This window comes from Enterobacter sp. HG048 (assembly GCF_024702055.1).
Classification (GTDB): Bacteria; Pseudomonadota; Gammaproteobacteria; order Enterobacterales; family Enterobacteriaceae; genus Enterobacter; species Enterobacter dykesii.
Map to the genome: position 1 here is coordinate 1 of NZ_JANLIZ010000017.1, position 21,547 is coordinate 21,547.

Here is a 21,547-nt window from a genome sequence, read left to right on the forward strand (position 1 = left end):
AATTTGCCTGGCGGCTTTAGCGCGGTGGTCCCACCTGACCCCATGCCGAACTCAGAAGTGAAACGCCGTAGCGCCGATGGTAGTGTGGGGTCTCCCCATGTGAGAGTAGGGAACTGCCAGGCATCAAATAAGTGAAGAGGCCATCCGCAAGGATGGCCTTTTTGCGTTTAAGCACCTCAGAAATTTGTAGGCCGGGTAGGGCGAAACCGCCCCGCGGTAAGTCAGATGGCACTCCACTCCACTATAAACTCCGCAATCCCTTCCACATCATTTAAATCCAGCATCGGAACTTCAAGCGGCAATACAACATCACTGGCCAACGCAATCACATGCTCATCCAGCGTTAATTCGCTGAAATCATGCCCGGCATCGCTTCTGAACAGTAGGATCTTAGGCACGGCCTCATGCTTAAATCCCTCAACCAGCACCAGATCCAGCGTGGCGTGATCCATCCGACTGACCAGATAAGCGAGATCCAGCGGCACCTCATCCGGCGTTTCTGTCATTAACGCCCAGCGCTGAGGACTTGCTACCATCGTTTGCGCTGCTCCGGCCTTACGCAGCTCATAGCTGTCTTTTCCTGGCGTATCGATATCCATGTTGTGATGGCTATGCTTAATCAATCCTGGACGGATACCTCTGGCACAAAGCGCAGGAATGAGTTTTTTCAGCAGCGTGGTTTTTCCGGTCCCACTCCAGGCGGAAATGGCGACAACAGGTATCATCTTTTCTCCTGCATCATCTGCAAATCTTCACACGTATTCACATTCACAAATGCTGATTTTAAATCGCTAAAATCAACGGGATGACCGCCAGACTCGCGCATAAAAGCCATCACCCTGCGCTCTCCCGCAGCCAGATAGGACTGCAGGGCTGGCGCTAGGGAACGGTGCATCAATGCGATAGCAGGATGATCACGCTCGCCGTCATGTACCCAAACCACAGGAGCCGTACCGCGAAGCAGCAACAAACGCTCGACAAGACAGGACGGAATAAACGGAGTATCGCAGGGACAGAAGATGAACCACTCTCCGTGAGACTGTTGCATGACCGAAAGCATCCCGGCCAGCGGTCCCGGGTAATCCTCAAGGATATCCTGGTAAACGGCATACCCGCTGAGCTGGTAAGTGTCGATATGCCGGTTAGCACTGATGACCATTGTCGACACCTGGCCTGCGAGCGTATCAGCGACACATTGCCATAAGGGTTTGCCGTTCAGGCGTTGAAGCCCCTTATCTTTTCCCCCCATTCGCGTCGCTCTGCCACCTGCCAGAACGACCCCAATGATTTCCTGGCTAAGATTCACGAATATCGCCTCTTTTATTGTGGGATTGACCCTGCTAACGTGTCACTCTAAATGAAAGGAGCACCACCATGAAATGTAAACGTCTGAATGAAGTTATTGAACTCCTCCAGCCCGCCTGGCAAAAAGAGCCAGAGCTAAATCTGATGCAATTTTTACAGAAACTGGCGAAAGAGTCAGGTTTTGACGGTGATCTGGCAGACCTTTCTGACGACATCCTGATCTATCACCTTAAAATGCGTGACTCTGCCAAAGATGCTGTTATTCCTGGTATTCAGAAAGATTATGAGGAAGATTTTAAGACCGCATTACTGCGCGCCCGAGGCGTAATTAAAGAGTAAAAGCTTGTAAGCGGCGGCACCGAAATCGCCACAAGATGATATCCTGAATCATTCGTATAATTTCCGGATGATCGGATGAACGACCAGGCTTTTACTTTCCAGACATTACACCCGGACACCATTATGGATGCCCTGTTTGAACAGGGTATTCGGGTGGATTCCGGGCTAACACCGTTAAACAGCTACGAAAACCGCGTCTATCAGTTTCAGGATGAGGATCGTCAGCGCTTCGTCGTAAAATTCTATCGTCCTGAACGCTGGTCCGCAGAACAAATTCAGGAAGAGCATCAGTTTGCTCACGATCTGCTGGATGACGATGTTCCCGTTGCCGCACCGCTAAAATTCAATAACCAAACGCTCCTCACGCACGAAGGGTTTTACTACGCTGTATTCCCGAGCCTGGGTGGCCGCCAGTTTGAAGCGGATAATATCGATCAGATGGAGTGGGTTGCCCGCTATCTTGGGCGCATACACCAGACGGGACGCAAAAAAGCCTTTATTGCCCGCCCGACTATCGGGATTCAGGAATACCTTATTGAGCCACGCGGAATATTCGAAACGTCTGCCATGATCCCCACTGCGTTAAAGGATGATTTCCTCAACGCCACCGATAAGCTCATTGCTGCTGTTAAAACCTTCTGGCGCGACGATATTTCCGTCCTGCGCCTGCATGGCGATTGCCATGCCGGAAATATCCTCTGGCGTGATGGCCCGCTGTTTGTCGATCTCGATGATGCGCGTATGGGGCCAGCGGTTCAGGACCTGTGGATGCTGCTCAATGGTGATAAAGCCGAGCAACGCATGCAGCTTGAAACCATTATTGAAGCTTATGAAGAATTTAGCCCGTTTAATTCAGACGAAATTGCCCTGATTGAGCCTTTACGTGCGATGCGTTTTGTTTATTATCTCGCATGGTTAATCAGGCGTTGGGACGATCCCGCATTTCCCCGGAATTTCCCGTGGCTTACCGGAGAGGATTACTGGCGTAGCCAGATATCTACATTTACTGAGCAGGTTAAGGTTCTTCAGGAACCCCCTCTGCAATTAACGCCGATGTATTAATTGGACACACCCAGGAGAGAGTTAATCATGAAAAAAATTTGGCTGGCGCTGGCAGGTATGATTCTGGCATTTAGCGCTTCTGCTGCGCAGTTTACCGACGGAAAACAGTTCATCACGCTGGACAAGCCGGTCGCTGGCGAGCCACAGGTTCTGGAGTTCTTCTCGTTCTATTGCCCACACTGCTATCAGTTCGAGCAGGTTCTGCATGTGTCTGACAACGTTAAGAAAAAGCTGCCAGAAGGCACCAAAATGACCAAGTACCACGTCGAGTTCCTGGGCCCATTGGGTAAAGACCTGACCCAGGCGTGGGCGGTTGCGATGGCACTGGGCGTGGAAGATAAGATCACTGCGCCAATGTTTGAAGCCGTACAGAAAACCCAGACCGTTCAGACCACTGCGGATATCCGTAAAGTGTTCGTTGATGCCGGCGTGAAAGGTGAAGAGTATGACGCAGCATGGAACAGCTTTGTGGTGAAATCTCTGGTTGCTCAGCAGGAAAAAGCGGCTGCTGACCTCCAGCTTCAGGGCGTTCCGGCGATGTTTGTTAACGGCAAATACCAGCTGAACATGCAGGGCATGGACACCAGCAGCATGGATATCTTCGTACAGCAGTATGCTGATACCGTGAAATACCTGGTTGAAAAGAAGTAATTTCGCTGATGTAAAAACGCCGGTCACTGACCGGCGTTTTTGTATGAAGATTTAATATTGTCTATCTGTTCGTCTTTCTCTTTCCAGAGCGTATTAAGCCACTGCTGGAAACGACGCTTGAAATTCTTATCGTTAACGTAATCACCGTGTAGCCCTGCATCTATCGGAACCAGATCGACACGCACAACAATGCGCGTCAGTTTGCCGCTGAGCATATCGAAGAACGGCGTCTTATCGTTTTCCGGATAGCAGAGCGTGACGTTAAGGAGCTTATCGAACTGTGCTCCCAGCACGTTAAGCGCCATCGCAATACCCGCAGCCTTTGGCGGCAGCAGATGCTGATAAGGGGAGCGAGTTTGTTGATGCTTCTCTTCCGTAAACCGGGAGCCTTCAACAAAGTTCACGATGGTCGTAGGATGCGCGCGAAACTTTTCGCAGGAACGGCGCGTGGTCTCCACGTCTTTGCCGCGACGCTCGGGATGACGAATCAAATAGCTGCGCGAATAGCGTTTCATAAACGGCATATCAAGTGCCCAGCAGGCCAGCCCGATAAAAGGCACCCAGGCGAGCTGCTGTTTCAGAAAATATTTGTTCATCGGGATGTGTTTGCGAAAAAGTACGCATAACACCACGATGTCCGCCCAGCTGTGGTGATTGCAGATCAGCAGATACCAGTTCTTCTTGTTAAGACTCTCCACCCCTTTGATATCCCATTTTAGATGCGGATTCAGGCACAGCAGGATCGCCAGTCCTTCGCACCAGCAGTACATCATGAAATTACAAAATGCGGACACGGCTCGCCACACCCCAGGGACAGGCAGCAGCAGTTTAACGATCCCGGCGATGATGATCGGCACAGAGCAGGCGACAGTCACCAGGATAGTTAAAATGATGCTTAACAGTAATGTTATTGCTGCGAGCAATCTCGGCATGATGAGCTTTTTCAGGTAGTTAGCTGTAAGTTAGCGGTCGGCTATGCGACGCCGGGCGCTGATTTTACCAGAAAACAGACAAATTAATGGCGCTTTGACGTGATGATTTGGCCGCTTTTACCCTGTCGCAGACGATTTCTCTGTGATTGCTCGCTTAACAAGGCTTATATCCACATAGACTAAATTGCCATCAGTTGACCATATAGATAAGATCTAATGCTATAACAGCATGATAATTAAGATCTAAAAATTAGCGCATATGTATTTTTTACGTCTGTTATTCATATGAAGTGAAAATATACACAAACTTATCCACAGTTTGATTTTTGCGAGCGATCCTCACGATCGCAAAATCTTTTCCTGTATCTGGCGCTAATACCTGATGTTTTCATCCTTCTGTGGCATCCTTTACCCATAAATTGATTAAAGGCACGGACATTATGGTTCAGATCCCAGAAAACCCTCTTATTCTCGTCGATGGCTCTTCTTACCTGTATCGGGCATATCATGCGTTTCCTCCTCTGACCAATAGCGCAGGGGAACCCACCGGCGCAATGTACGGCGTGCTGAACATGCTGCGCAGCCTGATCCTTCAGTATCAGCCAACCCATGCGGCTGTGGTCTTTGATGCGAAAGGTAAAACTTTTCGCGATGAGCTGTTTGAGCATTACAAATCTCACCGTCCGCCAATGCCTGACGATCTGCGCGCGCAGATTGAGCCGCTGCACACCATGGTAAAAGCGATGGGGCTGCCGCTGCTGGCCGTCTCTGGCGTTGAAGCCGATGACGTCATCGGTACGCTGGCGCGTGAAGCAGAAAAGATGGGGCGTCCTGTGCTGATCAGCACCGGTGATAAAGATATGGCGCAGCTGGTGACGCCAGGCATCACCCTGATTAACACCATGACCAACACCATTCTGGGGCCAGAAGAAGTGGTCACAAAGTACGGCGTGCCGCCTGAGCTGATTATCGACTTCCTCGCGTTGATGGGCGATTCCTCGGATAACATCCCGGGTGTCCCTGGCGTCGGTGAAAAAACCGCGCAGGCGCTGCTCCAGGGGCTGGGTGGTCTGGACACGCTCTACGCGGAATCGGATAAAATCGCCGGGCTCTCCTTCCGTGGCGCAAAAACCATGGCCGGAAAACTGGAAGAGAACAAAGAGGTGGCTTATCTCTCCTATAAGCTGGCCACAATCAAAACCGATGTCGAACTGGAGCTGGGCTGTGAGCAGCTTGAAGTGCAACAGCCTTCCGCTGACGATCTGCTGAGCCTGTTTAAGAAATACGAGTTCAAGCGCTGGACCGCTGACGTGGAAGCCGGTAAATGGCTGCAGGCGAAAGGGGCTAAACCTGCTGCAAAGCCGAAGGAGACGATCGTCGTTGACGCAGAAGAGCAGGCGGAAGAAGAAGCCGTGGCGCTTTCCTTCGACAACTACGAAACCATTCTTGAAGAGTCACGGCTGATCGCCTGGATCGATAAACTGAAAAAGGCGCCGGTCTTTGCCTTTGATACCGAAACTGACAGTCTTGATAACATCTCTGCCAATATGGTTGGTCTGTCATTTGCGACAGAGCCGGGTATTGCCGCCTACGTTCCTGTGGCGCACGATTACCTGGATGCGCCGGAGCAGATCTCCCGTGAACGCGTGCTTGAGCTGCTAAAGCCGATCCTGGAAGACGAAAAGGCGCTCAAGGTTGGGCAAAACCTCAAGTACGACCGCGGCATTCTGCAAAACTACGGCATTGAACTGCGCGGGATTGCCTTCGACACCATGCTTGAATCCTACATTCTGGACAGCGTCGCGGGCCGCCATGATATGGATTCCTTATCTGACCGCTGGCTCAAGCACAAAACGATTACCTTTGAAGAGATTGCCGGTAAAGGGAAAAATCAGCTCACCTTTAACCAGATTGCTCTGGAAGAAGCGGGGCGCTACGCGGCGGAAGACGCAGATGTCACGCTGCAGCTGCACCTGAAGATGTGGCCAAAACTGCAGAAGCATGAAGGTCCGCTGAACGTGTTCCAGCATATCGAGATGCCGCTGGTGCCCGTGCTGTCCCGCATTGAACGCAACGGCGTGAAAATCGACCCAACGGTGCTGCATAACCACTCCGGCGAGCTGGCGCAGCGTCTGACCGAGCTCGAGCAAAAAGCGCATGAACTTGCAGGCGAGCCGTTTAACCTCTCTTCGCCGAAGCAGCTGCAGACCATCCTGTTTGAAAAGCAGGGCATCAAGCCGCTGAAGAAAACTCCTGGCGGCGCACCGTCAACCTCTGAAGAGGTGCTGGAAGAGCTGGCGCTGGATTACCCGCTGCCAAAAGTGATTCTGCAGTACCGTGGCCTCGCGAAGCTGAAGTCTACCTACACCGACAAGCTTCCGCTGATGATCAACCCGAAAACGGGTCGTGTGCATACGTCGTACCATCAGGCTGTCGCGGCGACCGGTCGTCTCTCATCAACCGATCCCAACCTGCAGAACATCCCGGTACGTAACGAAGAAGGCCGCCGTATTCGCCAGGCTTTCATCGCACCAGAGGATTATCTGATTGTCTCTGCTGACTACTCGCAAATTGAGCTGCGCATTATGGCGCATCTGTCGCGAGACAAAGGCCTGCTGACCGCGTTTGCAGAAGGGAAGGATATCCACAGGGCGACTGCAGCCGAAGTCTTCGGCTTGCCGCTGGAAAGCGTGACCAACGAGCAGCGCCGCAGCGCTAAGGCGATCAACTTCGGTCTGATTTACGGCATGAGTGCATTTGGTCTTTCGCGCCAGCTCAACATTCCGCGCAAAGAGTCGCAGAAGTATATGGATCTCTATTTCGAGCGATATCCAGGCGTGCTGGAATATATGGAACGCACCCGCGCGCAGGCGAAGGAAAAAGGTTACGTCGAAACCCTGGATGGCCGCCGTCTCTACTTACCGGACATCAAATCCAGCAACGCGGCGCGTCGCGCAGGCGCAGAGCGTGCGGCGATCAACGCCCCGATGCAGGGTACCGCGGCGGACATTATTAAGCGCGCAATGATCGCCGTTGATGCCTGGCTGGAAAAAGAGAAGCCTCGCGTGAAAATGATCATGCAGGTACACGATGAACTGGTATTTGAAGTGCACAAAGACGACCTCGACGCCGTGTCGAAGAAGATCCACGAACTGATGGAAAGCAGCATGAAGCTCGACGTGCCGTTGCTGGTGGAAGTTGGAAGTGGCGAAAACTGGGATCAGGCTCACTAACGGTTCTTCGCATAACGCGCCTTTTATGTAAATTTGCAACATAACAACGCGCGTTTTGTGACAATCATTAGAATTCCCTATGTAAAGAATGAAAAAAAACTACAAAAAGTGCTTTTTCTGCAGCACAAAAAGGGGTAGAGTTGTCGGCGTAGGGTACAGAGGTAAGATGTTCTATCTTTCAGACCTTTTACTTCACGTAATCGGATTTGGCTGAATATTTTAGCCGCCCCAGTCAGTAATGACTGGGGCGTTTTTTATTGCGGCAAAGAAAAATTCAGGCAAAAAAAACGCGGCTATCGCCGCGCTCGGTATTACTCTTCTTCCGCTTCCGTCGCGGGTTCCAGCTCGCTAAACCAGGTGTCGAGCTTCTGACGCAGCTTGTCCACGCCCTGCTTTTTCAGCGATGAGAACGGCTCAACCTGCACATCACCGTTGAACGCCAGCACCGCTTCGCGAACCATATTCACCTGCGCTTTACGCGCGCCGCTCGCCAGCTTATCGGCTTTCGTCAGCAGCACCAGCACGGCGATATCGCTTGCTACAGCCCAGTCGATCATCTGCTGATCCAGATCTTTCAGGGGATGGCGAATATCCATCAGCACCACCAGACCTTTCAGGCACAGGCGTTTTTCCAGGTATTCACCCAGCGCACGCTGCCACTTGATTTTCATCTCTTCCGGTACCTGCGCGTAACCGTAGCCCGGTAAGTCGACCAGGCGTTTGCCCTCTGCGACTTCAAACAGGTTGATCAGCTGAGTACGGCCAGGTGTTTTTGAGGTACGCGCCAGGCTCTTCTGATTGGTCAGCGTATTCAGGGCGCTGGATTTGCCCGCATTGGAGCGGCCAGCAAATGCCACTTCAATACCGGTATCAGAAGGAAGGTGGCGAATATCGGGCGCACTGGTGACAAAATGCGTCTGTTGGTAGTTCCAGGTAGTCACGTGGTCGTCTCCAAAATCGTAATCTGAAGGGGATTATACCCGAATGCAGGCAAAAGGCTTTTCTGATTGCTATGACGTGTAGGCAAATGCCCCAGCCGGTGTGAGAGATAGGCCAGTGATGCTATGGGAGATTTCAGAGAATTCGCAGGCGTAAAAAAAGCCAAACTGTTTTAAATCATAAGCTTATTTCCGGGTAATTGTCTGAAAAATCCTTTTTGTACCGTTTCGTTGCTTGTTAGTTTAACGGAACAAGGTAAAGTGTGCGTCAGGGCGAGGAAGCCAACAGGAAATCGACTTAAGGATTAGGGTCAGGAGCGCCAGGAGGCGAAGACGCAGGATTGTCAGGATGACCAGCGCCTGGAGGCGTTTTAAAAGGAAATGGAACCGTATCACGGACGGTATTAGCCAAGGGATAAACAGGGTTTGTTGTTGGTAAACACGGAATGTCTGACCCGCTAAGGGTTGTGAGTCAGGAAAAAAGGCGACAGATTGCTCTGTCGCCTTTTTTCTTTGCTTGCTTTCTGCTAGATTTCGCCGCAATTCTATACTGAAGAAAACGACTTAAAGATAAAACATCATGAAAAAACCAACCTCCGTTGCGGGCGCGAAACGCCCTGCAAAAGCACGCCGCAAAACGCGCGAAGAACTGAACCAGGAAGCGCGCGATCGCAAACGCGACAAAAAACATCGCGGTCACGCTGCGGGTAGCCGTGCCAACGGTGGTGGTGCAGCGGGTGCTTCTGCAAAAGGCAAACAGCAGAAAGACCCTCGTATCGGCAGTAAAACTCCCATTCCACTGGGCGTGACAGACACCCCGGTCACTAAGCAGCACAAACCAAAGAGCGAGAAACCTATGCTTTCACCGCAGGCTGAGCTGGATTTGCTGGAGAACGATGAGCGCCTGGACGCGCTGCTGGAACGTCTTGAAGAGGGGGAAACCCTGACCGCTGAAGAGCAGTCATGGGTGGATGCCAAACTGGATCGTATCGATGAACTGATGCAGAAGCTGGGCCTGTCATACGACGATGACGAAGATGAAGAAGAAGACGAGAAGCAGGAAGATATGATGCGCCTTCTGAAGGGTGGAAACTAACATTTGCACCCTGCAGGCACGATAGTCCTGCTTATAACCCTTCCGGTTATATGTTATCTGGTGTGGTTATTCGTTAAACTACGGCGGTTGTCGCGGCGACAGAAGTGGCTGCGCACCCGAATGATGGCCCGCAATGGGGCCAGAACGGGCCGCCGTATACGAACGCGACACCAACGGAAGGAGTGAGCATGTCAGCACCAACTATCGACTGGGATTTGGTCCTAATCCAGAAATATAACTATTCCGGGCCGCGTTATACGTCATACCCCACCGCGCTGGAGTTCTCCGATGCCTTCGGCGAGGCTGATTTCCAGCAGGCTGTCGCGCGCTATCCTGAGCGTCCGCTGTCGCTCTACGTCCATATTCCGTTCTGCCACAAGCTCTGCTACTTCTGCGGCTGCAATAAAATCGTTACCCGTCAGCAGCACAAAGCCGACCAGTATCTTGATGCGCTCGAACAAGAAATTGTGCATCGCGCGCCGCTGTTTGCTGGCCGTCACGTCAGCCAGCTTCACTGGGGCGGCGGTACGCCAACCTATCTGAATAAAGCGCAAATAAGCCGCCTGATGACGCTGCTGCGCGGCAATTTCAGTTTTAACGCCGACGCTGAAATCTCGATCGAAGTCGATCCGCGTGAAATTGAGCTCGATGTACTGGATCACTTACGCGCCGAAGGCTTCAATCGTCTGAGCATGGGCGTGCAGGATTTCAATAAAGAGGTTCAGCGTCTGGTGAACCGCGAGCAGGACGAAGAATTTATCTTTGCCTTACTCAACCATGCGCGTGAAATTGGCTTCACCTCGACCAATATTGACCTGATTTACGGCCTGCCAAAGCAAACGCCGGAAAGCTTCGCCTTCACGCTGAAGCGCGTGGCCGAACTCAACCCGGACCGCCTGAGCGTCTTTAACTACGCACATCTGCCGACGCTGTTTGCTGCCCAGCGCAAAATCAAAGACGCCGATCTGCCTTCTGCCCAGCAGAAGCTGGATATCCTGCAGGAAACGATCACCTCGCTGACCGAAACCGGCTATCAGTTTATCGGGATGGATCACTTTGCCCGTCCGGATGACGAGCTGGCGATTGCGCAGCGTGAAGGCGTTCTGCACCGCAACTTCCAGGGCTACACAACCCAGGGCGATACCGATTTGCTGGGGATGGGCGTCTCCGCTATCAGCATGATTGGCGACTGCTACGCGCAGAACCAGAAAGAGCTGAAGCTTTACTACCAGCAGGTTGATGAAACGGGCAACGCGCTGTGGCGCGGCATCGCGTTAACGCGCGACGACTGCATCCGGCGCGATGTGATTAAGGCGCTAATTTGCAACTTCCGTCTCGATTTCAGCGACGTTGAGTCGCAGTGGGATCTTCATTTCAGCGATTATTTTGCGGAAGACCTGAAGCTGATTGCACCGCTGGCGAAAGACGGGCTGGTGGATGTGTCGGAGATCGCGATTGAGGTCACGCCTAAAGGGCGTCTGTTGATCCGTAATATCTGCATGTGCTTTGACGCTTATCTGCGTCAGAAAGCGCGACTGCAGCAGTTCTCGCGGGTGATTTAAGGCACATTGCAAAATGCACAAAACGTAGGCCGGGTAAGGCGAAGCCGCCACCCGGCTTTTACGTTCAACTCGCTAGCTAAACAGCCCAACCAGCGCCGCGCACAACATAGCCGCAACGGCTGTTTGTGGCGTGTGGCTTTCAGCGGCTCCGCTAGAGAGCATATTCACGATTGTTTCCAGCATGATGTTCACCCCCAATTTCCGGGCACGATCATACAAAACTCATCGGAACAGTAAAGCGCAAAATAACGGCAATTTGCGCTCAATTAATAAGCTTTACACAGCGGCGTACGATCACTCCATTCCCAGCTCTTTAAGCTTGCGCGTCAGGGTATTACGTCCCCATCCCAGAAGGCGAGCAGCTTCCTGCTTATGACCCTGCGTATGACGAAGCGCGGTAGTTAACAGCGTACGCTCCATCTCCGGCTGAGCCTCAGACAGCAGGTTTTGATGACCGGAACGCAGCGCGCGGTCGGCCCACTGCGCCAGCAGCGTCGCCCAGCTGTCCGGCAGCGCGTGCCCGGTACTGCTTTCAGGCGCGGTCGCTTCAAACAGCTCGGCCGGTAAGTCCTGAATCAGCACTTCCTGCCCGGCGGCCATCACGGTTAACCAGCGGCAGGTGTTTTCCAGCTGACGCACGTTGCCCGGCCACGCCAGACGCGTCAGAGCGGCATCGGTTTCCGGGTGAAGCTGCTTGGCCTCCACACCCAGCTCACGAGCGGCTACCTGCAGGAAATGGCGTGCCAGGCGGGGAATATCTTCCCGACGCTCACGCAGCGGCGGCAGATGAACGCGGATGACGTTCAGACGGTGGAATAAATCCTCACGGAATTTTCCTTCCTGCACGCGTTGCTCCAGGTTCTGGTGGGTCGCGGCGATAATACGCACGTCCACCTTCACCGGCGCATAGCCGCCCACGCGATAAAACTGCCCGTCGGCCAGCACCCGTAGCAGGCGTGTCTGGACATCCAGCGGCATATCGCCGATCTCATCCAGGAACAGCGTACCGCCGTCAGCCTGTTCAAACCGCCCCTGGCGAATGGTATTGGCGCCGGTAAATGCCCCTTTTTCATGGCCGAACAGTTCGGACTCAATCAAATCCTTCGGGATCGCCGCCATATTCAGGGCGATGAACGGCGCTTTTGCCCGCGGGCTGTGGCGGTGCAATGCATGCGCCACAAGCTCTTTACCGGTTCCCGACTCACCGTTAATCAATACGCTGATGGACGAGCGGGACAAACGACCGATAATGCGAAACACGTCCTGCATCGCCGGTGCTTCACCGATGATATCTGTCGTTGGCCCAAAATCGGGCGCGTGGCGCGGCTGTTGCTGCTCCTGATAATGGCTAATCGCGCGCTCAACCAGTGCCACCGCTTCGTCGATATCAAAGGGTTTGGGCAGGTAATCGAACGCCCCTTGCTGATAGGCGCTCACTGCGGCATCCAGATCGGAGTGCGCGGTCATTATGATGACCGGAAGCATAGGGTGGCGTTGTTTGATCTGCTTTAACAGCGCCAGCCCGTCCATGCCCGGCATACGAATATCCGAAAGCAGAACATCTGGCGTTTTGGTGGTGAGTGCGTCGAGCACTTCGCTGCCGCTCTCAAACGTCGTGCAGCTTAATCCTGCCCCTGTGAGCGCGCGTTCAAGCACCCAACGGATGGAGCTATCGTCATCGACTACCCAGACTATCCCTCGTTGCATAAACGTCACCTTTATTTTTTAATCGGCAGGAAAACCGAAAACTCGGTATGTCCCGGCCAACTGGTAAATTCAATTTTCCCGGAGTGTTGATCGATCAAACTGCGGGCAATAGATAAGCCCAGGCCGGTTCCGCCTTCGCGACCGCTTACCATCGGATAGAACAGGGTGTCCTGCAGATGCGATGGAATGCCGGGCCCGTTATCCTCGACGTCGATTCGGGCGGCCAGCCGGTAGCGCACGCCGTGTAACGTGAGCTGAAAGGCGGTGCGGGTGCGTAAAATAATCTCGCCGCCTTCAGGCCCCAGCGCCTGCAGGGCATTACGCACAATATTCAACAGGACCTGCTCAATCTGGTCCGGGTCATGGGCCAGTTCCGGCAGGCTTGGGTCGTAATCACGTACCAGCGTGATGTTCTCCGGCAGCTCCATTGAGACGAGCTTCACCACCCGCTCAGCCACTTTATGGATGCTTTCCGTGACGTGCATTCCCGGCTGCTGCGGACCGAGAAGACGGTCTACCAGATTCCGCAGACGGTCCGCCTGCTCAATGATGACGTTGGTATACTCCGCCAGCGCGGGATCGGGCAGCGCCTTGGTCAGAAGCTGCGCCGCGCCGCGTAATCCACCCAGCGGGTTTTTGATTTCATGCGCCAGACCGCGCACCAGGTCACGGGCGGCAATTTGCTGCGCATGCTGAAGCTGCTCCTGGCTCAGTCGACGCTGATTATCCATCGGCGCCATTTCCAGCAGGATCAGACCTTCGGGAAGACGTTGCGCGGTTAGCGACAGAATGTGCGAGCGCCCGTCGATCACCAGCGTGACTTCGTTATCGGTAAACCCCTGGCCAGCCTGCAAACTTTCCTGCATCAGGCCAATATTCAGCGAAAAATAGCTCAGGAGTTCAGGAAGCGGTGTGCCGAACAGTTTACGTGCGCTTTGGGCGAGCAGCTGCTGCGCGGCCGGGTTGGCGTAATGAACGGCCAGCTCGTCATCGACCAGCAAAATGCTGTTAATCAAAGAATTGAGGATCTGCCCAGCATCGGGCAGCGTGCCAGTTGCCATTCAGCAGTCTCCTGGAGTCGTTTGCACTAATTTAGTGCAGTATAGCGTTTTCGGCGTAAAAAGCGCGTGAGATCAGGTTGTTGGTGGAGAAAAAAGCCCATCCGGAGATGGGCTAAAAGTTTCCACGGCAACTACCCCCGGCGCTTATCGCGCCGGGTAAAACAACTTTAATTAAACGCTGTAGTACAACTCGAACTCAACCGGGTGTGGCGTCATGCGCACGCGGTCGTTCTCTTCCATACGCAGGGCGATGTAAGCATCGATAGCGTCGTCAGTGAATACGCCACCTGCAGTCAGGAACTCGCGGTCTGCGTCCAGCGCCTGCAGGGCTTCTTCCAGAGAACCAGCAACCTGTGGGATCTCTTTCGCTTCTTCTGGCGGCAGGTCGTACAGGTTTTTGTCCATCGCTTCGCCCGGGTGGATCTTGTTCTTGATACCGTCCAGACCGGCCATCAGCAGTGCTGCGAAGCACAGATATGGGTTAGCCGCTGGGTCCGGGAAGCGCACTTCGATACGACGCGCTTTAGGAGAAGCCACCACCGGGATACGGATAGAAGCAGAACGATTACGTGCAGAGTAGGCCAGCATCACTGGCGCTTCGTAGCCCGGGACCAGACGCTTGTAAGAGTTAGTGGTTGGGTTCGCCAGGGCGTTGATCGCTTTAGCGTGTTTGATTACGCCGCCGATGTAGTACAGCGCCTGCTCGGACAGACCGGCATATTTGTCGCCAGAGAACAGGTTGGTACCGTTCTTGGACAGAGACATGTGGCAGTGCATACCGGAACCGTTATCGCCAAACATTGGTTTTGGCATGAAGGTCGCGGTTTTACCGAAACGGTGCGCAACGTTGTGCACAACGTATTTGTAGATCTGAATTTCGTCCGCTTTTTTGGTCATGGTGTTGAAGCGGGTAGCCACTTCGTTCTGACCAGCAGTCGCCACTTCGTGGTGGTGAGCTTCAACAACCAGGCCCATCTCTTCCATCACCAGACACATGGTGGAACGAATGTCCTGTGCAGAGTCGACCGGAGGTACCGGGAAGTAACCGCCTTTCACGCCAGGACGGTGACCTTTGTTACCGCCTTCGTATTTGGTGGAGGAGTTCCATGCACCTTCGATGTCGTCGATAGCCACGTGGGAGCCAGAAATAGAGGCACCGAAGCGGATGTCATCGAACAGGAAGAATTCTGGCTCTGGCCCGAACAGAACGGTGTCTGCGATGCCGGTAGAACGCAGGTACTCTTCAGCGCGTTTCGCGATAGAACGTGGGTCGCGGTCGTAGCCCTGCAGCGTGCCTGGCTCGAGGATGTCGCAACGGATGATCAGGGTTGGTTCTTCGAAGAACGGATCAATGACCGCAGTGGTCGCGTCTGGCATCAGAACCATGTCGGATTCGTTAATGCCTTTCCAGCCACCAATGGAGGAGCCGTCAAACATTTTGCCTTCTTCAAAGAATTCGGCGTTCACCTGATGAGCAGGGATTGTGACGTGCTGTTCTTTACCTTTGGTATCGGTGAAGCGCAGATCAACAAACTTCACTTCATGTTCGTTCAGCATCGTCAAAACGTGTTCAGCGGACATACTTAACTCTCCAGATTGGTCATTGTCGTCGTGGTAACGAGGTCTTCAATTTCTGTTTGTACTGGCTGGTGCCATGTATTTTTTATAAAGCGAAATCTGTGCCAACTTTTAAATCACCCTAAAAAGGCGTTATCATGCGCACCATAGTGCAAAAGGGCTGCCCCACAATGGATTTGTTGCACCAGTATAGTGCTTCAATGTGAACATTGAGCACCATATTGGTGCAATTTACGTTAAAGTGCCCTTTTACCGCTCCGTGAAAGCGATCACAAAGCATCTCTGCAATACTTGTTTGCGGGGGATGTTTGTGATCCTGTTTTGTAGTGCGATTAATCCGTGTACAATAACGCGCTATTTCTAAATGCCTGAGGCAAAGTTGTGATCGAAAATTTGCGTAACATCGCCATCATCGCGCACGTTGACCATGGTAAAACTACCCTGGTCGACAAGCTGCTGCAGCAATCCGGTACGTTTGATGCGCGTGCCGAAACCCAAGAACGCGTGATGGACTCCAACGATTTGGAGAAAGAGCGTGGGATTACCATCCTCGCGAAAAACACCGCGATTAAATGGAATGACTACCGTATCAACATCGTTGATACCCCAGGGCACGCCGACTTCGGTGGTGAAGTTGAACGTGTAATGTCCATGGTAGACTCCGTTCTGCTGGTCGTTGACGCAATGGATGGCCCAATGCCACAGACGCGCTTCGTGACCAAAAAAGCTTTTGCCCATGGTCTGAAGCCAATCGTTGTTATCAACAAAGTTGACCGCCCTGGCGCGCGTCCTGACTGGGTTGTTGACCAGGTCTTCGACCTGTTCGTTAACCTCGACGCGACCGACGAGCAGCTGGACTTCCCTATCGTTTACGCCTCTGCGCTGAACGGTATCGCAGGTCTGGACCACGAAGACATGGCTGAAGACATGACCCCGCTGTATCAGGCGATTGTTGACCGTGTTCCTGCACCAAACGTCGATCTCGACGGCACCCTGCAGATGCAGATCTCTCAGCTCGACTACAACAACTACGTTGGCGTAATCGGCATTGGTCGTATCAAGCGCGGTAAAGTGAAGCCTAACCAGCAGGTTACTATCATCGATAGCGAAGGCAAAACCCGTAACGGTAAAGTCGGTAAAGTACTGACTCACCTGGGTCTTGAGCGTATCGAGAGCGACATCGCTGAAGCGGGCGACATCATCGCTATCACCGGTCTGGGTGAACTGAACATCTCCGACACCATCTGCGATCCGCAGAACGTCGAAGCGCTGCCAGCCCTGTCCGTTGATGAACCAACCGTATCCATGTTCTTCAACGTCAACACCTCTCCGTTCTGTGGTAAAGAAGGTAAATTTGTTACCTCTCGTCAGATCCTTGACCGCCTGAACAAAGAGCTGGTGCACAACGTTGCGCTGCGCGTTGAAGAAACCGAAGATGCTGATGCATTCCGCGTTTCTGGTCGTGGTGAGCTGCACCTGTCTGTTCTGATTGAGAACATGCGTCGTGAAGGTTTCGAAATGGCGGTTTCCCGTCCGAAAGTAATCTTCCGCGAGATCGACGGCCGTAAACAAGAGCCGTTCGAAAACGTAACGCTGGACGTTGAAGAGCAGCATCAGGGTTCTGTGATGCAGGCTCTGGGTGAGCGTAAAGGCGACCTGAAAAACATGAATCCAGATGGCAAAGGCCGCGTACGTCTCGACTACGTGATCCCAAGCCGTGGTCTGATCGGTTTCCGTTCAGAATTCATGACCATGACTTCCGGTACCGGTCTGCTGTACTCCACCTTCAGCCACTACGACGACGTGCGTCCGGGCGAAGTGGGCCAGCGTAACAACGGCGTGCTGATCTCCAACGGTCAGGGTAAAGCGGTTGCGTTTGCGCTGTTCGGTCTGCAGGATCGCGGTAAGCTGTTCCTGGGTCACGGTGCTGAAGTTTATGAAGGCCAGATCATCGGTATTCACAGTCGTTCTAACGACCTGACCGTAAACTGCCTGACCGGTAAGAAACTGACCAACATGCGTGCGTCCGGTACTGACGAAGCAACGGTTCTGGTTCCACCGATCAAGATGACTCTGGAGCAGGCTCTGGAATTCATCGATGATGACGAACTGGTCGAAGTGACTCCACAGTCAATTCGTATCCGTAAACGTCACCTGACCGAGAACGATCGTAAACGTGCTATGCGCGGTGCGAAAGAAGAGTAATACAGGTTAGCGTTAACGCTGTCCTGTATGTAAAAAGCCGCTGAGCGATCAGCGGCTTTTTTATTCGATTATCGCCAGAATTCTTCATTACCTGGGGCATTATGTCCGGAAGCTATCTCTTTCCTGCGAAATTCACGGATTAGGGTAACTCTGCTCCATTTATCACGAACACCCGATCTGCCGATGAAATCGTGGTTTCGCGATGCGCGATAATAATCCTTGTGATGTTCATCGCCTGTATAGACTGATTGACCTGACTCTCACTGGTTTTATCAAGGTGGCTGGTCGCCTCGTCCATGAATAAAATACCCGGTTTGCGGTATAATGCCCTGGCAATATAAATCCGCTGTTTTTGACCGCCGGACAACCCCTCCCCAAGTTCACCAATCAGTGTCTCGTAACCCATTGGTAGTTTTAAAATGTCATTATGAATATGGCTTGCGATGGCGCATTGCACCATCCACTGCTCGTCAATGTCAGGCCGAAAACCGGCGATATTCTCTTTGATAGAGCCTGAAAACAGCTTATCTTCCTGCATGATACAGGCAATGCGTTCAGCATAATGTTCAAAACCAAGTTGCTTAATATCAATGCCATTAATTCGGACGCAGCCGTTCGACGGTTCGAATAAACCGCACAACACTTTCATCAAGGTGCTTTTACCTGCACCCGATACGCCCGTAATAGCAATACTCTCCCCGGCATGAATGGTCAGATTCAGTTTGCTGAAGATAGGGTCCGCATGGTTATCATAACGGTAGGCCAGATCCTGAGTTTCGAGCGTTAAGGCTCCGTGTGGTAAACGCAGCGGGCTGGTGGACTTTGAAGAAGATGCTTCCTGCAGCGCAATATCGGCAACGCGTTCATTATGTAAATTGATGATCTTCAGATGAATGATAAAGTTGATCAGGGCATTTATTCGGTCATAGAACTGACTTCTGAAGGTGTTAAACGCGATAAACATACCGATGGTTAAATGACTATCCATCATCAGCCTGCCGCTAACCCACAGGATAACAATTTGGTCGCAGGCGGCGATAAAAGAGACGACACCACCAAAGAAGAGATCCATTCGCGTCAAACGAATGCCGGTATTGACCTTATCTGAAAAAAGATTAAACCAGTTATCGATTCTCAGGTCAGTCATCCCCTGAATCTTAATCGTCGCGATACCGTACAGGGTTTCCATAAAATAAGAATTAAGACGTGCTTCCTTGATTAACTCTTCTTCGGATAACTGGCGATAGTATCGATAGGTAGCAAACCGAATGAAGGTGTATATTGAGGTAAAAGAGACCACTATCATGCTGAGCTGCAGGTTGTATAAAAACATCATTACCAGCAAACCCATGAGCATTAGCGTATCAATAATGCTACCAGTTAAACCTGTGGTAAAAGTGGCCCGTATCACATCAAGCGAGTGGAAACGAGACTGAATGTCCCCCAGTTTGCGTCTTTCAAAATAAGTGGTCGGTAGCTTAATAAGGTGAGAAAAGAGGCTAAAACTCCACTGGACGTCGATGAGTGTTCCCAGTATCAGCGTGGTCCAGGAGCGTATGACACTGACCGTCAAACGTAACAGAATCAGAATAAATAGCCCAAGACAGATAATATTAAGTAAACCGTAATCTCCGGATGCAATGACATTATCCGTGACTAATTGTGTCCCCACAGGCAACAGCAGGCTGATCAACTCAATCACCAGCGATAAGAAAAATATCTTCGTCAGTGATGTTATCAGTCCATTGATATTCTTTAATAACGTGGTGGCTTTTAATCTGTTTTGCTTTTTTTGAACTGAGAAAGTGGTTCCCGGCCATACCTCAAGCACAACACCAGTAAAATGTTGGGACAATTCGGGCATGCTAATCACCCGTCGTCCAAACGCAGGGTCGTGGATCACCGCGCCGTTCTTATCGACCTTAATCAGTACGACAAAATGGTTAAAATCCCAATGCAATATGCAGGGCTTGCGTACATCATGTAATTCCTGAAGGTCCACGGACAATGCGCGTGACGACATCTCCAGTTGACTGGCAATTGCTTTTATCGCATGGAGGTTGACCCCACGTGATGACAAATTAAATTGTTGCCGGAGTTGCAGTAGATCGACCTGCTTGCCATAAAAACTGCATATCATTGAAAGACAGGCCAGGCCACATTCGGACGCTTCAGTTTGAAAGACAACTGGGATGCGTTTAAATATCCTCAGATCCAACTTGCGCAGCAGCGTCTCAAGTGTATAAAGATTATTCATTACCCGCATCCGTTACGCTCATTTTCATTTCGTAAAAGGGCGATAATAACCACTCATAGATATGTCTCTTTTCAAGGAAAAGAGAAATCTGCGCTTTGGCTCCCTGGCTCAGTGAGAGTTGTTTTCCATGAACTTGCACAGACTGTAGGTCAGGTTTGATCATGATTTTGTACCAGGACTTTTTATCGTCATAGAATTCATGTGCGATGGTCTGCTTTGACAGGAGTTCTGGCTTCGATGCCGGAAGCCTGGATATTGCTGATATTGATGCCCTGAACTGACCAAATTTTTCATAAGGAAAGGCGTCGTAACTGACATTAACGCGCTGGCCAATCGCCAGATAAGGAAGAACTTCATCCGGAACCCAGGTTTCGAGATAGCATGGTGAATGTTTATTCTGTTGAACTCGCGCCAGTACATCGCCTGCGCCGATCATCTTACCTTGCGCCGTATTGATGGAGTCGATTAAGCCATCGACTGTTGCCTCGATGACATAATTACCTTCCGCTTCTGCATTTAACTTTTCTTTTTGCAATTCGTATATCTGTTGCTCAAGCTGGTAAATCTGGTGGTCATAATCAGCGCTCTGGGACTGGATTTGCTGATTGAGCGCATCGATCTGAACCTGGTCCTGTGATTTTCTGGCGACCAGGTCAGACACATTGCTCTGCTGTTGATAGAGTAGTGCGTTTTGGCTACTCATCTGGTCTTTGGTGACCAGACCTTTTTCCTGATAACGACGGTAATCGTTAACGTTTTTCTCAATCTGATGCAGTTCCCGCTCAGCCTGCACTAGTAACCCAGATGAGGTATTAAAACTGGACTGATAATGATCTTTTTGAGTGGTCAGCGCGTTGAGCGTACGTTTTTTCGAAGAGTTCAAATTTGCCATCATTACACTGATACTATTTATCTGTAGCGCGATCTCCTTTTTTTTATTCTCATCAACCAGGCCTGATTGCGTCGATACACCCGAATGAATGAGAAAGAGAGCGTCACCTTTTTTTACGCGATCGCCTTCATTAACAAAACTCTGCACGACTGTACCCTGCATTGATGCTGAGATATTCACTGAGCCTGGGAAAGTGGTTATCTCACCGTGAACGATTACGCGTCGGGTATAGGAACCTTTGGTAATAAAAATAGAAATGGAAGCAATAAAAAAAAAGCTGAGCAATATGATAAAAGCAAAAGGGATGCCCGGCAGAAGAACGGCTCTCCCTTCCCACCGGGTTCTTTGATGTTCAATAGCTTCCTTGCGAAACATATCTGGCCTCTTGCAGGGTGGAAATAGCCGCTAAATATCAGCGGCTATGAGTTATAATGATTCAGGAATTAATGTCTACCGTGATCATTACCCTGGCGGCCACCGCCACTTTTCGAACCACCATTACCTTTTGATGAACCACCGCTTTTACCACCAACGTTAACCGAGCAACCGCCGCTAAAGGATGTGCTTTCAGAGTGAGAACCATCTTTGTTAGTGGTGCTGGTGTGAGAATAACTGCCATTACAACCAGCACTACCGCCACCGAACATCCCACCAATCGCACTACCGATAGAACCCCACATTCCTGCACCGCTGACGTTACTTAATTCGCTATCATTGAGTTCACGCATT

Annotated in this window: 18 protein-coding genes and 1 rRNA gene; 8 read left to right on the top strand and 11 right to left on the bottom strand. The window is 51.6% G+C overall.

Translation table 11 applies throughout. The features are described 5' to 3' along the window. Positions 1-6: 6 nt before the first annotated feature. Positions 7-122, top strand: a 5S ribosomal RNA gene (gene rrf / locus NUX24_RS17600). Positions 123-221: 99 nt separating this feature from the next. On the opposite strand, the gene mobB is transcribed toward rrf, so the two are convergent. Both mobB and mobA read right to left on the bottom strand, forming a co-directional pair. After that, positions 222-725, bottom strand: coding sequence for a molybdopterin-guanine dinucleotide biosynthesis protein MobB (gene mobB, locus NUX24_RS17605; protein ID WP_047652971.1), 504 nt, complete (start codon positions 723-725; stop codon positions 222-224). Further along, positions 722-1,306 (bottom strand): molybdenum cofactor guanylyltransferase MobA, encoded by a 585-nt coding sequence (gene mobA, locus NUX24_RS17610; RefSeq protein ID WP_257833132.1) that lies wholly within the window; start codon positions 1,304-1,306, stop codon positions 722-724. Before mobA ends, mobB begins: the two co-directional genes overlap by 4 nt. A 68-nt stretch (positions 1,307-1,374) precedes the next feature. Here mobA and NUX24_RS17615 point away from each other — a divergent pair, with 68 nt between their 5' ends. The 3 genes from NUX24_RS17615 to dsbA all read left to right on the top strand — a co-directional run bounded on the left by NUX24_RS17615 (position 1,375) and on the right by dsbA (position 3,357). After that, positions 1,375-1,644, top strand: a complete 270-nt coding sequence (locus tag NUX24_RS17615) for a YihD family protein (protein ID WP_008501866.1) — start codon at positions 1,375-1,377, stop codon at positions 1,642-1,644. Positions 1,645-1,719: 75 nt separating this feature from the next. Then, positions 1,720-2,706: a serine/threonine protein kinase gene (locus tag NUX24_RS17620; RefSeq protein ID WP_257833134.1), complete on the top strand. Its 987-nt coding sequence runs from the start codon at positions 1,720-1,722 to the stop codon at positions 2,704-2,706. Between the two features lie 27 nt (positions 2,707-2,733). After that, the gene (dsbA, locus tag NUX24_RS17625; protein ID WP_033146975.1) at positions 2,734-3,357 is read left to right on the top strand and encodes a thiol:disulfide interchange protein DsbA; all 624 of its coding nucleotides are present in this window, start codon (positions 2,734-2,736) and stop codon (positions 3,355-3,357) included. A gap of 23 nt (positions 3,358-3,380) precedes the next feature. Here the strand turns inward: dsbA and NUX24_RS17630 are convergent, their stop codons facing one another. Continuing rightward, the gene (locus tag NUX24_RS17630; RefSeq protein WP_257833137.1) at positions 3,381-4,289 is read right to left on the bottom strand and encodes an acyltransferase; all 909 of its coding nucleotides are present in this window, start codon (positions 4,287-4,289) and stop codon (positions 3,381-3,383) included. A 440-nt stretch (positions 4,290-4,729) separates the two neighbouring features. Here NUX24_RS17630 and polA point away from each other — a divergent pair, with 440 nt between their 5' ends. Further along, positions 4,730-7,522, top strand: a complete 2,793-nt coding sequence (polA, locus tag NUX24_RS17635; protein WP_257833139.1) for a DNA polymerase I — start codon at positions 4,730-4,732, stop codon at positions 7,520-7,522. 311 nt (positions 7,523-7,833) lie between these two features. On the opposite strand, the gene yihA is transcribed toward polA, so the two are convergent. Next, entirely contained in the window at positions 7,834-8,463 is a 630-nt protein-coding gene (yihA, locus tag NUX24_RS17640) for a ribosome biogenesis GTP-binding protein YihA/YsxC (RefSeq protein WP_023309768.1), read from the bottom strand. A gap of 577 nt (positions 8,464-9,040) precedes the next feature. On the opposite strand from yihA, the gene yihI reads away from it, so the two are divergent. Both yihI and hemN read left to right on the top strand, forming a co-directional pair. Further along, the gene (gene yihI, locus NUX24_RS17645; protein ID WP_257833143.1) at positions 9,041-9,556 is read left to right on the top strand and encodes a Der GTPase-activating protein YihI; all 516 of its coding nucleotides are present in this window, start codon (positions 9,041-9,043) and stop codon (positions 9,554-9,556) included. A gap of 188 nt (positions 9,557-9,744) precedes the next feature. Then, on the top strand, positions 9,745-11,118 hold the full coding sequence (gene hemN / locus NUX24_RS17650; RefSeq protein ID WP_257833145.1) for an oxygen-independent coproporphyrinogen III oxidase: 1,374 nt from the start codon (positions 9,745-9,747) through the stop codon (positions 11,116-11,118). 72 nt (positions 11,119-11,190) lie between these two features. Here the strand turns inward: hemN and NUX24_RS17655 are convergent, their stop codons facing one another. The 4 genes from NUX24_RS17655 to glnA all read right to left on the bottom strand — a co-directional run bounded on the left by NUX24_RS17655 (position 11,191) and on the right by glnA (position 15,467). Continuing rightward, complete coding sequence (locus tag NUX24_RS17655; RefSeq protein WP_023333898.1) at positions 11,191-11,301, bottom strand: YshB family small membrane protein; 111 nt, start codon at positions 11,299-11,301, stop codon at positions 11,191-11,193. A 111-nt stretch (positions 11,302-11,412) separates the two neighbouring features. Next, on the bottom strand, positions 11,413-12,825 hold the full coding sequence (glnG, locus tag NUX24_RS17660) for a nitrogen regulation protein NR(I) (RefSeq protein WP_023309765.1): 1,413 nt from the start codon (positions 12,823-12,825) through the stop codon (positions 11,413-11,415). An 11-nt stretch (positions 12,826-12,836) separates the two neighbouring features. Further along, entirely contained in the window at positions 12,837-13,886 is a 1,050-nt protein-coding gene (gene glnL, locus NUX24_RS17665) for a nitrogen regulation protein NR(II) (RefSeq protein ID WP_047652977.1), read from the bottom strand. Between the two features lie 171 nt (positions 13,887-14,057). Then, positions 14,058-15,467 (bottom strand): glutamate--ammonia ligase, encoded by a 1,410-nt coding sequence (glnA, locus tag NUX24_RS17670; protein ID WP_023309763.1) that lies wholly within the window; start codon positions 15,465-15,467, stop codon positions 14,058-14,060. Positions 15,468-15,845: 378 nt separating this feature from the next. Here glnA and typA point away from each other — a divergent pair, with 378 nt between their 5' ends. Further along, entirely contained in the window at positions 15,846-17,669 is a 1,824-nt protein-coding gene (typA, locus tag NUX24_RS17675) for a ribosome-dependent GTPase TypA (RefSeq protein WP_047624623.1), read from the top strand. A gap of 139 nt (positions 17,670-17,808) precedes the next feature. Here typA and NUX24_RS17680 read toward each other — a convergent pair whose 3' ends face one another. From NUX24_RS17680 to NUX24_RS17690, 3 genes are all read right to left on the bottom strand, one after another. Further along, positions 17,809-19,926 carry a peptidase domain-containing ABC transporter gene (locus tag NUX24_RS17680; RefSeq protein ID WP_047653057.1) on the bottom strand — a complete coding sequence of 706 codons (2,118 nt, stop codon included), beginning with the start codon at positions 19,924-19,926 and terminating at the stop codon, positions 17,809-17,811. After that, positions 19,919-21,193 (bottom strand): HlyD family secretion protein, encoded by a 1,275-nt coding sequence (locus NUX24_RS17685; RefSeq protein WP_257833153.1) that lies wholly within the window; start codon positions 21,191-21,193, stop codon positions 19,919-19,921. Before NUX24_RS17685 ends, NUX24_RS17680 begins: the two co-directional genes overlap by 8 nt. Before the next feature lie 68 nt (positions 21,194-21,261). Next, positions 21,262-21,546: a hypothetical protein gene (locus tag NUX24_RS17690; protein WP_126334599.1), complete on the bottom strand. Its 285-nt coding sequence runs from the start codon at positions 21,544-21,546 to the stop codon at positions 21,262-21,264. Between the last annotated feature and the right edge of the window lies 1 nt (position 21,547).

Bases quoted from the DNA above. Each gene is read 5' to 3' on its own strand.
- dsbA (WP_033146975.1), top strand. From the start codon at position 2,734: ATGAAAAAAATTTGGCTGGCGCTGGCAGGTATGATTCTGGCATTTAGC.
- polA (WP_257833139.1), top strand. From the start codon at position 4,730: ATGGTTCAGATCCCAGAAAACCCTCTTATTCTCGTCGATGGCTCTTCT.
- glnG (WP_023309765.1), bottom strand. From the start codon at position 12,825: ATGCAACGAGGGATAGTCTGGGTAGTCGATGACGATAGCTCCATCCGT.
- NUX24_RS17655 (WP_023333898.1), bottom strand. From the start codon at position 11,301: ATGCTGGAAACAATCGTGAATATGCTCTCTAGCGGAGCCGCTGAAAGC.
- NUX24_RS17615 (WP_008501866.1), top strand. From the start codon at position 1,375: ATGAAATGTAAACGTCTGAATGAAGTTATTGAACTCCTCCAGCCCGCC.
- glnL (WP_047652977.1), bottom strand. From the start codon at position 13,886: ATGGCAACTGGCACGCTGCCCGATGCTGGGCAGATCCTCAATTCTTTG.
- NUX24_RS17685 (WP_257833153.1), bottom strand. From the start codon at position 21,193: ATGTTTCGCAAGGAAGCTATTGAACATCAAAGAACCCGGTGGGAAGGG.
- NUX24_RS17620 (WP_257833134.1), top strand. From the start codon at position 1,720: ATGAACGACCAGGCTTTTACTTTCCAGACATTACACCCGGACACCATT.
- hemN (WP_257833145.1), top strand. From the start codon at position 9,745: ATGTCAGCACCAACTATCGACTGGGATTTGGTCCTAATCCAGAAATAT.
- NUX24_RS17630 (WP_257833137.1), bottom strand. From the start codon at position 4,289: ATGCCGAGATTGCTCGCAGCAATAACATTACTGTTAAGCATCATTTTA.
- glnA (WP_023309763.1), bottom strand. From the start codon at position 15,467: ATGTCCGCTGAACACGTTTTGACGATGCTGAACGAACATGAAGTGAAG.
- mobB (WP_047652971.1), bottom strand. From the start codon at position 725: ATGATACCTGTTGTCGCCATTTCCGCCTGGAGTGGGACCGGAAAAACC.
- NUX24_RS17680 (WP_047653057.1), bottom strand. From the start codon at position 19,926: ATGAATAATCTTTATACACTTGAGACGCTGCTGCGCAAGTTGGATCTG.
- yihI (WP_257833143.1), top strand. From the start codon at position 9,041: ATGAAAAAACCAACCTCCGTTGCGGGCGCGAAACGCCCTGCAAAAGCA.
- NUX24_RS17690 (WP_126334599.1), bottom strand. From the start codon at position 21,546: ATGCGTGAACTCAATGATAGCGAATTAAGTAACGTCAGCGGTGCAGGA.